Below are 12,715 nucleotides of genomic sequence, written 5' to 3'. Positions count from 1 at the left end.
TCATATATTTTTTATAGCTTGATTTATTGATCCCTCTAATGTTAGAAGAGATTATAGATAACCTTGGTCAAGCTATGAGAATTATTGAAATAGGTGCAGAACACTATCCTAATCGTAAACAAATCTAGTTTATGGCCAAAATAGAGGGAATAAACCCTGCTGCTCTCTGGAATAACAAGCAGTTGGTATCTTCTTATCTCATTACCTATAGTGTTGCTATTGCTGCTAGAAGCTTCCCCAAGGAAGAAAAAGCCTTAATTAAATTTCCAGATAAAGAAAATATTGCGTTTATTGTTCATAAAGAGAATGGAAAGGTTAAGATCAATCGAGGATTTCTTAACCAACATTTAGAAAAGAAAATGCAGGATTTTGTAACAAATCTAACAAACTGAGGTTTCACAATTACCATAGACTAAAAAGTGAGTGTATTGCTTAGTGTTTTAAACTTGTAAATCTAGTCGGAGACTCGTACTTTTTCTGTTGTGAAAGTCTCAAGAATCCCAGTGGTTAAAGTAAGGAGAAAAAAACTATATGGTTGCTCAATCTGATTCCTCAAATCTTCATCACGTCGTCATTGTAGGCGGTGGTTTTGGTGGTCTATATGCAGCACAAAAACTAGCCAAAGCCCCTGTTAAAGTTACTTTAATTGATAAACGAAACTTTCACGTTTTTCAACCCTTACTCTATCAAGTCGCTACAGGCGGTTTATCCCCGGCAGACATTTCTTCCCCCTTACGAGCTTTATTGAGTAAAAATAAAAATACAGAAGTTTTAATGGGAGAAGTTACCGAAATTGACCCAGAACAACAAACCGTTAAACTTCGTTATCGAGACGTTAAATATGACTCCCTCATTCTCGCCACAGGAGTCACCCATCAATATTTTGGCAATGACTGGGAAAAGAACGCCCCTGGACTAAAAACTATCGAAAACGCCCTAGAAATTCGCAGAAAGGTCTTTATTGCCTTTGAATCGGCCGAAAAAGAACCCAACCCGGAACGAAGGAAAGACTGGTTAACCTTTGTTTTAGTGGGAGGAGGGCCAGCCGGTGTTGAATTAGCTGGAGCTTTAGCAGAACTGGCCCACGGAACCTTAAAAGAGGATTTTCGGAATATTGATACCTCAGAAGCTGAAATTATCCTTTTACAGAGCCGTGAACACATCTTACCCGTCTATCCTCCCCATCTCTCCCTAAAAGCCCGAAAATCCCTAGAAAAATTGGGTGTTACCGTGAAAACTGGGGTGAGAGTGGACGATATTAGGGGTCAGTTAGTAACTTATCGTGACGGGGATAAGTTAGAACAAATTCGCACCAGGACTGTTCTTTGGACTGCTGGTATGAAAGCCTCTCCTATTGCTAATATGTTAGCCGAATGTGCCGACGCGCAACTGGATCAAGCCGGACGAGTTATAGTAGAACCTGATTTTCATTTAGCTAAATACAAAAATATCTTTGTCGTTGGCGACTTAGCCCATTATCCCGATGGAGAAGGAGGTATTTTACCTGGTATTGCCCCAGTTGCCATGCAAGAAGGGTTTTATGTTGCTCGTTTTATTCGTAATGGCATCCAAAACCGTCCCCTAAAACCCTTTAAATATACAGACTGGGGTAACTTAGCGGTTATTGGTAAACACCAAGCAGTGGTAGATATGGGGTGGTTAAAATTATCCGGTTTCTTGGCTTGGTTTGTCTGGTTATTTATCCATGTTTTCTACCTCTTGGAATTTGACAATAAATTGATTGTTATGATTCAGTGGGCGTGGAGTTATTTTACCGACAGCAAAGGGGCTCGTCTTATTACTACTCCTGGTAAAGACCCTGAAATTAAACTCGAAGATGATCACGAAACCATCATCTATGAGGCTACATTAAACCCGACCGAAACATCTATTTCCCTGTAACAGTTTTTCAAAAGCATAGATTCTAACTGTCTCTAGATCGATTGAAAATCTTTTTCATTGTATATATTGGCCAAATTAACCAATTTGGCCACAGTTTTTTATTGTTCTTTCCGACGAGAAACTAACCCTAAACAACTTACTAAAAATAGTCCTATAATTATTATTAATTACAGTTGAAATGATTAAATATTTTTTCTAAGATTATCTAAATAAGTTAACCATTTAGCTGCTAAATCAATCTCAGTAAAGGGAATTTTAACTACCGGTTTATTCTTTTCGATAAAACTAAACTGAATTACAGGTTTTCCCTTTCTGGGTAAATTGGCTAAATCAACAGATTGGTCGTTAACTAATAATTCCATTTTGTCAACATCATTTAACAAAAGTTTAGGTAAAACATCAGGAATAGATCGGCCTGGTTTTCCCCAAGTAATTTCTTTACCTTTAACACCAATGATGGCATAAATATCATATTTAGCTTGCTCAAAATCTTCTGCCCATACCCGATAAGCTTCTAACTTTTGATATTCATTCCAACCACTCCAAGCTAAGATAAAAAAGACCACTAATAACGATAACCAAAAAAGACCCCTTGCCATTGTTAAAATTCCTAGAAAATGAATCAATATTCTTTTATTGTAAACATAAATAATAATTATTCTCAAGACTTCATACACAAGGGGGTATCAATTAGACCTCAAATTATGGTAAATAAAAATAATGAAAATGCTCATTCATGGTAATCCTTAAAAGTTGATGAAATTAAAACAAAGTTTTTGGTTTGATGTCCTATCCACATGGAAACATTGGTGCAAAAAAACCATAGTCGCTATGATGGTAGTGACCCTATCTATTGGTTTATCTGGGGCAACCTGGAACCAATTAGGTACAAATTCAGTGTTGGTTGCGGCTCTTGCTCAAGGAAACGCCATTACTAGCCCCGAAGCTATTTTAAGGTACGCCTTACCTATTGAAAACGAACCCATTCGCAAAGTTCAAGATGCCATCGAAGATATTTCTAATCATCTGAGGGGAAAACGTTGGCCTCCCATCGCGAAAGATGTCAAAAGAGCCTCTTTTGTTCTCACCATACGCAGCGATAAAATTATCGACGGGGTTCCTAGCGATCGCCAACCCCAAGCAGAAAAACTCTTAGAAAATGTTAAAACAGAGATCAGCAAACTGCAGGAAGCAGTAAAAAGTAAAGATACAGAACAGGTATGGCTAACAAGAAGGGCTATTCTCAATAATGTTGGTGATATTGAAGCCTTAATGGTGGAAGGTTTCCCTTTTGATGTTCCCACAGAATACGCCAGCTTGCCCCAGTTAAAAGGACGGGCTACGGTTAAACTAGAAACTACCAAAGGGGATCTCACCATTGTGGTTGATGGTTACAACGCCCCTGTTAATGGAGGAAACTTTGTTGATCTGGTGCAACGAGGTTTCTACGATGGTTTACCTTTTCTTGACTCAGAAGATGGTTTTGCCATCCAAAGCGGTGATCCAAAAGGGCAAGAAGAAGGGTTTATTGACCCAGATACAGGAGAATATCGTGCTATTCCCATGGAAATTTTGGTTAAAGGGGATGAAACACCCATTTATGGCGCAACTCTTGAAGAGGTGGGTATTTATTTACCAGATTTAGTTCTTCCTTTTAATGCTTATGGGGCCGTTGCCTTAGCCCGTCCTAGTTTAGATCCCAACGGTGGATCATCACAATTTTTCTTCTTTAAATTTGACAGTGAATTAACCCCTCCTGGGTTTAACTTAATGGATGGCCGTTATTCTGTTTTTGGTTATCTAGTTGATGGTAAAGAAACATTAGCAGAGTTGACCAAAAAAGATCAAATTGTCTCCGCACAAGTGATCGATGGGTTAGATAATTTAGTCGAACCTCAAAACAGTTAATTCCCAACTCTTTGATACTTATACCAGTTTCCTAAAGTAGGGGTCAACGGCCGTTGACCCCTACAACGTTAATACATATTCAGTGACATACTTCTGCTGTTAGGCAAGAAGCTTCCTGGGCTGAACGTGCCATCACTGGTCTTACCTATTCATGTCTCCCAAGGCGTGAATTTCGGGATGCCCTCCCGTATCCTTCTATACTAGTGCAGCTTGGCGAAAGTAATCCACCAGATTTTTACAGAAACTTTCGTGACTAGCCACGACAATGTGTTTCAATGAAACTAACGGAAGAATCTCGAAGTTGATGTCCATGATAAAAGCATTGCCAATTAACCTCTCCAACCTACAGAAAACAGTACTCCAACAAATAGTGAGAGGGACAACAAACCCCTATCGCCTTGTTAGACGAGCCAAGCTAATCTTAGCCGCAGCATCAGGAGAGAGCAATAGTTCGATTAGTCGAAGATTAGAATTAGACCGAGTACAAGTGCGTCAGTGGCGATCGCGATGGTTTGAGGAGAGAGAAAAACTGAGTGCCGCCGAAGAACAACAGGTAACGGAGAAAGCATTAATGGTCTTGATCAAAGGAATTTTAAGCGATCGCCCAAGACCTGGAACAACAAAATCCTTTACGGTCGAACAAGTAGTCCAGATTGTAGCGATCGCTTGTGAAGAATGTGAAAAATCAGACAGACCAGTGAGCCATTGGACACCTTCAGAGTTGGCGGATGAAGCCATAAAAAGAGGAATTGTCGAAAAGATTTCCCCCCGTAGTGTGGGGCGTTTTTTAAAAAGAAGCGACATTACAACCACATCTCGTTCGTTACTGGTTAAATGCCAAAATTGATGATCCCTTAAAATTTAAAAAGCAAGTCAAATATATCTGTGAACTTCATCAAGAAGCTAAAACTTTGTTAGAACAAGGAATTCATTTAATTAGTACAGATGAAATGACAGGGATTCAAGCTCTTGAGAGATTATTTCCGAACAAAAGAATCAAGCCTAAACAAGTAGAAAAAATCGAATTTGAATATGAAAGACACGGAACTTTAAGCTTAATTGCGAACTGGGATGTGGCAAGAGGAAAAGTTGTTAGTCCCTCTATTGGACCGACAAGAACAGAACAAGATTTTTCTGAACATATCCAGAGAACGATTAAGATTGATGAAAAAGCAGAATGGATTTTTATTGTAGATAAACTCAACACTCATAAATCGGAAAGCTTAGTCAAATTAGTAGCAGAAAGCTGTGGAATTACTATTGATTTGGGGAGAAAAGGAAAGGAGGGGATTTTGCAATCTATGGACAGCAGAGCAGATTTTTTATCAGATGAATCTCATCGAATTCGCTTTGTTTATATTCCCAAACATACATCGTGGCTTAATCAAATTGAGTGTTAGTTTTCGATCTTAGTCAGGCGTTTACTCAAAAGAATTACTGTCCGTTCAACTGAAGAACTATCCCAAAAAATTCTCAATTTTATTGATTACTTTAATCAACATTTTGCTAAGCCGTTCGTTTGGAAATTTAAGGGCTTTAAAGATCATAAGTGACTGGTGGATTATTTTTGCTAAGCTGCACTAGATAAACCAATGGAAAGTAGAGTTTCCTCGTTTAGACCTGGGTGGGTATCCACAAAGAGATAATCTAACTCCAGTGTATCTCCCACCTCATAAAATCCTTGTTGGAGCAATTCCACGTCATATCCTTCGCTGAGAATAGTGGCAATATCCTCACTTTTCATACTCGAAGGAACCAAAAAGATTTTCCCATTAGGGTTGGCCGCCACTGCAGATCCATGATTTAGGACATAACTGACATCATAAGCAATTTGCTCTGCTGAGCAATCATCATCCCAAAGATAATCGTTGAGGGTTTTGTTAATTTTTGTTTCATCGAGGCGAAAGAGAATATGGATTCCTGGAGATTGGATATCGGTATCCACAATACCCACACGCTTACCTAACATGGCCATGGTGGTGGCTAGGTTAGCCGTCATATTAGATTTTCCTGTTCCACCGCGATAGGAATGAATAGAAACAATTTGGGTCATGATAAGGTTTTTTAATCAGATTCAATAAGTGATTGGGTGCAATTTAAGAAAAAAGACTGAATATTTCCGGTATTTACCCAGCCAATGCCTTTAAAAACAGAATATAGCCTGAATGTTTGGACTCGGGGTTTAACCTTGATTGAGAGAAACTCATTCAAGGTGATGAACCATTAATCTCTGTTCCGGTTGAGTCGAGTGGAGGTATTATCCTCCGACCCTCTCATTTAGATCCGGACGTGCGCATTTCTGAGCATCCGGCTCCCGACAAATTAGACTTTTCCAGTCTTGCCCATGTGGATGTACTGGTGGCAGCTATGGTGGACTGCCATTAAGTTTTTGGGCTTCCAATTACTGTGTTCTCCGTCTATGTGGTGGAGGTGTACCCTCTCGTCATCCATAAACTTCAATCCACAATGTCCACATGAATGGTCTTGTCTTTTCAGACATTTAGAGGTTGCTTCATCGTAGAGTTTGCTGTTACGCTTGCTCCAGTAAACTTCGTCCCCGTCGTATGGGGATTTATTACCTTTGACGTTGATGTGGCGATTCTCACTATAAGATACTGCTGGAAAAGCCTTCTTGATAAGCTCTGATGCCGTATATCGGTTCAGTTTCCTTTCTTTGTTGAAGACCTTGAAGGTTCTGTGGTTCATTCTCCATAAGGAGAAGCGAGAGCCTTCCAATTTGCAATATCTATGGTAATTTCGCCATCCTCTGACTAGGGGGGCTAATTTCATAGCTTTAACCCTAGCCCCATAATTCGAGCAGTTGACGATGTCCTTGACTTTCTTGCGGAATGCTTTGTAATTGTCCTCTGATGGGACACATCTAAACTTTCCGTTGGATTCTACTTTAAAGTGCCATCCTAGAAAATCAAATCCATCTGTCGCTTTGACGAGCTTAGTTTTCTTTTCACTCACTTTTAGTCCTCGGACTACCAGGAACTCTTGTATATTCTTGAGTATCTTGTCGGCATCGTCTTTAGGCTTTAAGATTACAACCATATCATCCGCGTACCGGATGGAGGTATGGATGTCCTCTATGTCGTCCAATGCGACGTTAGCTAATAGTGGACTTACCACCCCCCCTTGGGGGGTTCCTTGTTCTGGAAATTCTGGGTTGACACCTGCTTTTAGGCATTGACCTATTCCAGTCTTGATTGACTGAGGGGCTATCACCCTTTCCATAATTGAGGTGTGGTTAATCCTATCGAAGCATTTTTCAATGTCTAGCTCAAGTATTCTCTTGTTTAATCCGTTTGAATTGGATCTTAGATTTGCGAATAGAATCTTTTGAGCATCGTGCGTTGAACGTCCAGGTCTAAACCCGTAACTTCTGGCGTGAAACAGTGCTTCGTGTGCTGGCTCTAAGGCGTATTTAACGAGGCATTGCCATGCGCTGTCTGCCATAGTTGGAACCTTTAGCATTCTGGTTGTACCGTCCTTTTTGGGGATGGGGATTTCTCTTAGCTTTGAGTGTTTCCAATCGTGTGCCTTGAGTAATCTTTCTGCTAAGGCGAACCGTTGTTTGAAGTTGAGAGATTTGACCCCATCTACTCCTGCGGTTTTCTTGCCAGTGTTTAGCTGTGATACTTGTCGGACTGCAAGTAACCTAGCTGCAAAGGATTTCAAAATAAGCTTTTGTAGATTCCTAGCTCGTCTAGTGTCTTTTGCTTGAATGGCTTTGAACAATCTTCTTTGGAGACGAAAGAGATTCTTGCGGAATTTCTTCCAGGGAATGCTCTTCCAGAGTTCACTAAAATCTTTGATTTTGTGTCTAACCATGTTCACCTCGGTTAATCGTTTTCTTTTTGCCTCGAAGCAATTACGCTTCGTCCTACCCGAATCTAGAGATTTCCGCATCTCGTCTTGCCTACCCAGGTTTCGACTATTTCCTGAGACTCTAGATTCGTTTTTATTCGTTCCGTCCGATGATTGATTGTCCCTTTACCCGGATTTCTCACAAATTAATTTGAAAGCCCAATCCAGAGATGAAAAATGATAATTTTTAGGACTAATAGAAATTTTGAATATAGATGAATAAAAAAATTGACTTTGATTATCCAAAAATTGAGTTTAAGAGGGAATAATTATATTAACTTTTGATTTTCTCCACGATAAATAAGACTAAATGAAAGTATCAGTCAGTCAACAACTTATGATAGATATCTTTTTTAAAAAACAACTTATTCTACTTATCCAGTATTAGGAATAGTTTTAATTCTTTTGTTAGCAATAGACAAAATATCTTGATAAGGACAAGCACTAGCTATAGCGATAATAATTCTTCTACAACTAATCTTTATTCTGGCTCCCAACTTAAGAAGATTTAGACGTATTCTTCCCACAGTTGCTTTAGCCAATGAAGTTTTTTTTAAACAGTGTTGATGAAAAGCATTTATGAGAACATAAGCCCAGGAATGTATCCATAATCTTAGTTGATTACTTTGAAATGTTTGAGTTGAAGTTCTATCAGCTAACAAGTCTAATTGTTGTTCTTTAATCCGATTTTCCATCTCGCCTCTCGGACAGTATTTTTTTGTATAAAGTTTTGAGGGTGGAATTTTTGAAGCGGGCAAAGATGTCACCACCTGGCGCATTTTTAAGCCATCACTTCCATAACAAACTTTTGTCACTACTCTTCTTTGACAACTCCATGACTTTTCTGTTTTATAACGAATAGAGCGATACCAAGTAGAAATTGGTACTAATTTTTTAACTTCTTCTAAATCTTCTTTTTTCTGAAATAAACTATCCATTAATTCAGTTATTGGAGCTAGTTTTTTTTCATATTCATGTTTGGCTTTTTCAATTACATCATCCGCTCGTAACTTAAGAACGCCATTTGTTCCCATAGCTATAACATAATCAACTAAAGGCTGATTTTCACAAAAATAGAAGATTTCTTCACGGGCATAGGCACTATCACCCCTAACTAGGATATGAGTCTCTGACCATTTTTCTCTAATTAGTCCGATAATTCTTTGTAATTCGTCTAAGGCTCCATCGGCTGGATCTACATTAGATGAACGAAGTTTAGCAACTAATAAATGATGCCCACAGAAAATATATAAAGGAGCATAACATACTCCGTGATAATAACTATTAAAAAATGCCCCTTCTTGATTACCATGTACTTGGTCATCCGTGACATCCATATCTAATATAATACTTAAGGGAGGTTTTTTATAAGACTCTAAAAAAAATTCGACAAAAGATTTTTCAATGGCTTCAAAGTTGGGTTCTATTTTATGATAACGACTCGTTTTTTGGTCGAGAATAGTCTCAGGACAATATTCCAATCTATTAATTGTACTTTTTCCAGCTAACCATCCCTTTTTATCTTCAAGTTCATTAAGCTTTTCTAAAGCGATCTTAAGGGCAGGATCGTGACGTAATTTATCATGGTCATTGACATCTTCATAGCCTAAAATAATTCCATAAAGCCTTTGTGCTAATAACTCATGAACGGAATGATCTACATAAGATTGATGACGATGATCTTGAAAACAGTTACCAAACTTCTCCGTAATTCCCAGTTTTTTATCCAACTCAGCTATCCAGACAATCCCCGCATCTGAAGTGATTAGTCCCCCATCAAAATTAGCGATTATTTCTTTTCCTTTCTGTTTACTAAAGTTGATTACTTGACGAGGGGTTCGGGGATGACTGGGACTCATTAAATCAGTTTAAGGTAAATTGCTTTAATAATTAAATTATAGGATATTTTATTCTAACAATCTAGTACTATTAGAGATTTTATTAATAATTTTTTTTGGAAAAATGAGTGATTGATTTATCTTTTCATCTTTGTCTAATTCGGGTTGATTTTAACTTAAAATCTGACAACAGACTGTTGGTTGGGGAAATCTGCGATCGCTCTGTTCAAACCCACTTCCTGTAAGGCTTCTGTGTTTGGCGATCGCAGATTTTGTGAGAAATTCGGGGTTAGCGTCTGTAAGGTCTTCCAAGCGTTCTAAATGACAAATTCTGTTCCCAGAGCAAGTGTCCAGAATGTTAAACAAGGTGCTACGTCCGCTATAACCATCCTTAGAAGTCCAGAGAATAAAACAGTTTTTGAACCCATCATAACGCCGTTCCTGCACACCTACAATGTTTAACCAACAGACTGCAAGAATAAGCTCCCGTAGCTTTTCATCTCCCCCTGACATCATGTCAATAAGGTGCAGAATTTCCACAGGTTTCTCACCTTCATAATCCCAGTAGTAAAAGTTTTCACCAAGGGATAATAAATAGTCTTGAGGTTCTGCACCTACTCTAAACTTACCTTTTTTTATGTCAAAAACCCCGTTAGAAAACGGAATAACACCCGATGGTTTAGGGAGCTTTTTGATAGAACCCTCATCCTTATTAGTCTTTAGCACACAGGGGAACATCTCCTTTAGTTCTTTAGAGGGTGTGTCCTCTGACAACTTGAAACGTAATAACCACTCTGTTAGGGATCTGTAGAGTTCCCAGACGTGGGTTTCCTTGTTAAACCAGTAATAACCTTTATCGTTATAACACCATTTACAACCCGAACGTTGCAACCAAAATTTTACTACTTCTAAGTGTGTGGTGGGTTCCTTTTTTCCTCTACCTTCTAAGAGTTTGTTATAAGCGGCCTGAGTGGACATTGATAAACTCTGTTTATCTTCAAATGGTCGTGTGTTGCTTGGGTCTGTCATAAACCTCCGTTGTAGGATGTGTAAAATAATAGTTGAGTGCTTCATTTACTATCTGGGAGAAGCATTTACCCGTTGTGTTTATTTGTCCCCTGACTTTCTCTATGTTGTTTTTGTGTAGGTGCAGCCCAATTTTCTGGTGCGTCCTAACCATGACTTACTAACTCTTTATCCTTGTTAAAAATCTTACTACCAATAGAAAAGCGTTCTAACTGGCCTTTATCACTAAAAGTCCAAATTCTTTTAGAACCACTTTCTGTAATAGCAATAGAACCATCTTCATAAGTTTTGATTTTCATGTTTTACTCCTTTTTTTAGCGTGATAACTACCCGTTGGTAGTTTGCTTCAAGTAAGTCTCTATGTTCCTCTGTGATGTTTTCTCCCAAAAGCAAGCTTGTTTTATTTGTTGATTAGTTAGGTTTTCTGCTCCCGACAGGTTTGCTTTTTGAAGATTTGCTTCGCGCAAGTTTGCTCCTTTAAGATTTCCTCCTCCCAGGTATACTCCTTCAAGGTTTGCTGACACCAGACCTGCTCCTTGAAGATTTGTTCCCCACAGCTCTGCTCCTTCAAGATTTGCTCCATACAGTTGTGTGTTACTGAGATTTAGACCTGCTAAAGAAAAATCATTTTTTAGCAGTCTTTCTAATCCTATTTTTACCGCCCCTGTTTTATCTCCTTTACCACTGGCTTGATTGACCACTTGCCAAGTAGCAAAAATCTCATTTTCTCTTCTTTCTTCTATCCCAGTTATCCAAGTTATCAAACTAATAATAATGGTGATTTGTGCCAGGAGACTGATAACACTCAGAAAAGCACTTTTTTTTAGTAAGTAGTCTACATCTTCTAGAAACTTCTCAACAGGAGTAGTCTCCCACCAATCAGCAAACTTTCTAATGGAAGAGACTTTTGGCTTTTCCCAAATAATCCTTTTTTCTCCTTTACCAGATTCTTGCCAAATCTTTTTCACTTCTACTTTAGTTTTTTTCCTCTTCTTCCACCATCTTTTCATCGTTTTCACAGAGTGAATGTTATTTAACTAACATTCTAAAACTCACGTTGACTAAATAGCCTATAATAAGTATTAACAAAACAACAACTATTGTAAACATTAGAACAAATGAACAGCCTTACGAGAGCAGAAAATGATAGTGAGCTTATAACTACCTGGCTACTTCACCAATCAAGTAAGTTAACCCGACAGCATTATCAATCAAACATCAAGCAGTTTATCAGATTTATTGGTCTCTCTCTTGAAGAGGTCAAGATTGAAGACATACACGGATTTGTCCGAATGTTGGAACTGAAAGGGAATAAACCCAGCACGATAAAAGGGAAACTTTCTACCGTGAAGTCTCTATTCTCCTTCGCTTACAAGGTAGGCTACCTTACGTCTAATGTCGCTGTGTTGGTAAAAAGTCCCAAGGTAAATAAACGGATAGCATCTATGAGAATAGAAAATGAAGACATCCGTAAGATGGTTGACGGGACGAATAGTAAAAGAGACAGGTTGATAATAAAAATGATGTATTTCCTTGGACTGAGAGTATCTGAAGTTCTACGTTTGAAGTGGAGTTATTTCTATCAGAATAAAGTCTTTATCAGTGGAAAGGGAAATAAGGAAAGAAGTCTAAACTTACCAGAGGAACTATTTCTTGAACTATCAGAACTAAAATCTGAGTTCAACCCGACTTTTGTTTTCACTGCTTACCAAAGGGATGAACAGTTGAAACGACAAGCTGTGAACATTATGCTAAACCGACTGAAGAAAAGATTAGGGATTGATGCTAATATTCATCCTCACAAGTTTAAACATGAACATTCAATGACATCCCTAGACAATGGTTGCGACATCCACTTACTCAGCAGAAGTTTGGGTCATAGTTCTGTAAGCATTACGGAAAGCTATTACCTGAATGGAAGGGAGAACCAATCCTCCTCCAACTTTATAACACTCTAAACCAAAAAACACCCCAGAAATAACTCTGGGGGCTAAAACATGATTACTATCTATTATGACTCAGAGTTCTGTAATAGAACAAAACAAGATGTTCTAAGCTACACACGGGTTTCACTGACAGATGGTCACTATGATATTCTCACCGACTTCATGAGTGATGACTTTAAAAATCCTATTTTTGAGGTTGTATGCTACCTCCATAACTCTTTC

12 protein-coding genes and 1 pseudogene are annotated in these 12,715 nt (G+C 38.5%); 6 read left to right on the top strand and 7 right to left on the bottom strand.

Annotated features, from left to right (window positions below):
• The first annotated feature begins 131 nt into the window (after positions 1-131).
• Both CWATDRAFT_RS04755 and CWATDRAFT_RS04750 read left to right on the top strand, forming a co-directional pair.
• Positions 132-392 carry a hypothetical protein gene (locus tag CWATDRAFT_RS04755; RefSeq protein ID WP_007303928.1) on the top strand — a complete coding sequence of 87 codons (261 nt, stop codon included), beginning with the start codon at positions 132-134 and terminating at the stop codon, positions 390-392.
• A gap of 139 nt (positions 393-531) precedes the next feature.
• Positions 532-1,902 carry an NAD(P)/FAD-dependent oxidoreductase gene (locus CWATDRAFT_RS04750; protein WP_007303927.1) on the top strand — a complete coding sequence of 457 codons (1,371 nt, stop codon included), beginning with the start codon at positions 532-534 and terminating at the stop codon, positions 1,900-1,902.
• Between the two features lie 182 nt (positions 1,903-2,084).
• On the opposite strand, the gene CWATDRAFT_RS04745 is transcribed toward CWATDRAFT_RS04750, so the two are convergent.
• Entirely contained in the window at positions 2,085-2,501 is a 417-nt protein-coding gene (locus tag CWATDRAFT_RS04745; RefSeq protein WP_007303926.1) for a hypothetical protein, read from the bottom strand.
• A gap of 232 nt (positions 2,502-2,733) precedes the next feature.
• On the opposite strand from CWATDRAFT_RS04745, the gene psbQ reads away from it, so the two are divergent.
• From psbQ to CWATDRAFT_RS04730, 3 genes and pseudogenes are all read left to right on the top strand, one after another.
• Positions 2,734-3,810: a photosystem II protein PsbQ gene (psbQ, locus tag CWATDRAFT_RS04740; RefSeq protein WP_412093203.1), complete on the top strand. Its 1,077-nt coding sequence runs from the start codon at positions 2,734-2,736 to the stop codon at positions 3,808-3,810.
• A 265-nt stretch (positions 3,811-4,075) separates the two neighbouring features.
• Entirely contained in the window at positions 4,076-4,657 is a 582-nt protein-coding gene (locus tag CWATDRAFT_RS04735; protein WP_007303150.1) for a helix-turn-helix domain-containing protein, read from the top strand.
• Between the two features lie 64 nt (positions 4,658-4,721).
• A pseudogene (locus CWATDRAFT_RS04730) lies at positions 4,722-5,363 on the top strand (transposase).
• 17 nt (positions 5,364-5,380) lie between these two features.
• Here the strand turns inward: CWATDRAFT_RS04730 and CWATDRAFT_RS04725 are convergent.
• The 6 genes from CWATDRAFT_RS04725 to CWATDRAFT_RS31550 all read right to left on the bottom strand — a co-directional run bounded on the left by CWATDRAFT_RS04725 (position 5,381) and on the right by CWATDRAFT_RS31550 (position 11,515).
• A complete protein-coding gene (locus CWATDRAFT_RS04725; RefSeq protein WP_007303923.1) occupies positions 5,381-5,863 on the bottom strand; it encodes a MinD/ParA family ATP-binding protein in 483 nt (160 codons plus the stop codon).
• A gap of 269 nt (positions 5,864-6,132) precedes the next feature.
• Positions 6,133-7,647 (bottom strand): group II intron reverse transcriptase/maturase, encoded by a 1,515-nt coding sequence (locus CWATDRAFT_RS04720; protein WP_042711250.1) that lies wholly within the window; start codon positions 7,645-7,647, stop codon positions 6,133-6,135.
• 410 nt (positions 7,648-8,057) lie between these two features.
• On the bottom strand, positions 8,058-9,542 hold the full coding sequence (locus CWATDRAFT_RS04715; RefSeq protein WP_007303921.1) for an IS1380-like element ISCwa5 family transposase: 1,485 nt from the start codon (positions 9,540-9,542) through the stop codon (positions 8,058-8,060).
• A gap of 150 nt (positions 9,543-9,692) precedes the next feature.
• Complete coding sequence (locus CWATDRAFT_RS04710) at positions 9,693-10,550, bottom strand: hypothetical protein (RefSeq protein WP_042711185.1); 858 nt, start codon at positions 10,548-10,550, stop codon at positions 9,693-9,695.
• Positions 10,551-10,693: 143 nt separating this feature from the next.
• Complete coding sequence (locus CWATDRAFT_RS37005; RefSeq protein ID WP_021829081.1) at positions 10,694-10,846, bottom strand: hypothetical protein; 153 nt, start codon at positions 10,844-10,846, stop codon at positions 10,694-10,696.
• Between the two features lie 27 nt (positions 10,847-10,873).
• Positions 10,874-11,515: a pentapeptide repeat-containing protein gene (locus CWATDRAFT_RS31550; protein ID WP_232287008.1), complete on the bottom strand. Its 642-nt coding sequence runs from the start codon at positions 11,513-11,515 to the stop codon at positions 10,874-10,876.
• A 150-nt stretch (positions 11,516-11,665) separates the two neighbouring features.
• Between CWATDRAFT_RS31550 and CWATDRAFT_RS04700 the strand changes: the two genes are divergently transcribed.
• Positions 11,666-12,505 carry a tyrosine-type recombinase/integrase gene (locus CWATDRAFT_RS04700; protein ID WP_007303918.1) on the top strand — a complete coding sequence of 280 codons (840 nt, stop codon included), beginning with the start codon at positions 11,666-11,668 and terminating at the stop codon, positions 12,503-12,505.
• Positions 12,506-12,715 lie beyond the last annotated feature (210 nt).

The sequence above is a fragment of the Crocosphaera watsonii WH 8501 genome, assembly GCF_000167195.1.
GTDB classification, from domain to species: domain Bacteria; phylum Cyanobacteriota; class Cyanobacteriia; order Cyanobacteriales; family Microcystaceae; genus Crocosphaera; species Crocosphaera watsonii.
This window is presented reverse-complemented; position numbering and strand designations above follow the sequence as displayed.

Coding starts and splice junctions, on each gene's coding strand:
- CWATDRAFT_RS04755 (WP_007303928.1), top strand. CDS start 132: ATGGCCAAAATAGAGGGAATAAACCCTGCTGCTCTCTGGAATAACAAG.
- CWATDRAFT_RS04750 (WP_007303927.1), top strand. CDS start 532: ATGGTTGCTCAATCTGATTCCTCAAATCTTCATCACGTCGTCATTGTA.
- CWATDRAFT_RS04745 (WP_007303926.1), bottom strand. CDS start 2,501: ATGGCAAGGGGTCTTTTTTGGTTATCGTTATTAGTGGTCTTTTTTATC.
- psbQ (WP_412093203.1), top strand. CDS start 2,734: ATGATGGTAGTGACCCTATCTATTGGTTTATCTGGGGCAACCTGGAAC.
- CWATDRAFT_RS04735 (WP_007303150.1), top strand. CDS start 4,076: ATGTGTTTCAATGAAACTAACGGAAGAATCTCGAAGTTGATGTCCATG.
- CWATDRAFT_RS04725 (WP_007303923.1), bottom strand. CDS start 5,863: ATGACCCAAATTGTTTCTATTCATTCCTATCGCGGTGGAACAGGAAAA.
- CWATDRAFT_RS04720 (WP_042711250.1), bottom strand. CDS start 7,647: ATGGTTAGACACAAAATCAAAGATTTTAGTGAACTCTGGAAGAGCATT.
- CWATDRAFT_RS04715 (WP_007303921.1), bottom strand. CDS start 9,542: ATGAGTCCCAGTCATCCCCGAACCCCTCGTCAAGTAATCAACTTTAGT.
- CWATDRAFT_RS04710 (WP_042711185.1), bottom strand. CDS start 10,550: ATGACAGACCCAAGCAACACACGACCATTTGAAGATAAACAGAGTTTA.
- CWATDRAFT_RS37005 (WP_021829081.1), bottom strand. CDS start 10,846: ATGAAAATCAAAACTTATGAAGATGGTTCTATTGCTATTACAGAAAGT.
- CWATDRAFT_RS04700 (WP_007303918.1), top strand. CDS start 11,666: ATGAACAGCCTTACGAGAGCAGAAAATGATAGTGAGCTTATAACTACC.